This is a genomic window from Belliella alkalica, from assembly GCF_022549785.1.
GTDB classification, from domain to species: Bacteria; Bacteroidota; Bacteroidia; order Cytophagales; family Cyclobacteriaceae; genus Belliella; species Belliella alkalica.
Window position 1 is genome coordinate 1 of the sequence record NZ_JAKZGO010000087.1, and the last position, 627, is coordinate 627.

A 627-nucleotide genomic window follows, 5' to 3' on the forward strand; every position below is an offset into this window, starting at 1 on the left:
CATTGTTCCAACTTTGACGAGTATAAGCGAAGATCCTGCCTGTGARGGYACGAAAGTTTATACCTATACTTATACAGACTGTGCCGGAGAAGAGTACATCTGGACMTWTACCTACACGATAGAGACACCTGTGGTGACAATGCCGTTGAACGGATCAGAAACCGTAGCTTGTGTGGATGATGCGGTAGAACCGAATGCCCCTACAGTTACTGACAACTGTGACAGAACCATCGTTCCAACCTTGACAAATGTAAGTGATGACCCTGACTGTGAAGGCACGAAAGTTTATACCTACACGTATACAGACTGTGCCGGAGAAGAGTACACCTGGACATATACCTACACGATAGAGACACCTGTGGTGACAATGCCATTGAACGGTTCAGCTACTGTAGCCTGTGCGGATGATGCGGTAGAACCGACAGCGCCAGAGGTTACGGACAACTGTGGCAGAACCATCGTTCCAACTTTGACAAGTGTAAGTGATGACCCTGCCTGTGAGGGTACGAAAGTTTATACCTACACTTATACAGACTGTGCCGGAGAAGAGTACATCTGGACCTTTACCTACACGATCGAAGCACCTGTGGTGACAATGCCATTGAACGGCTCAGCAACCGTAGCTTG

At 48.0% G+C, this 627-nt stretch carries 1 protein-coding gene; it reads left to right on the forward strand.

From position 1 onward, the window contains the following. Nucleotides 1-627, forward strand: a 627-nt coding sequence (locus MM213_RS20770) for an HYR-like domain-containing protein (protein WP_241414792.1), incomplete at both ends; no start/stop codon positions are given.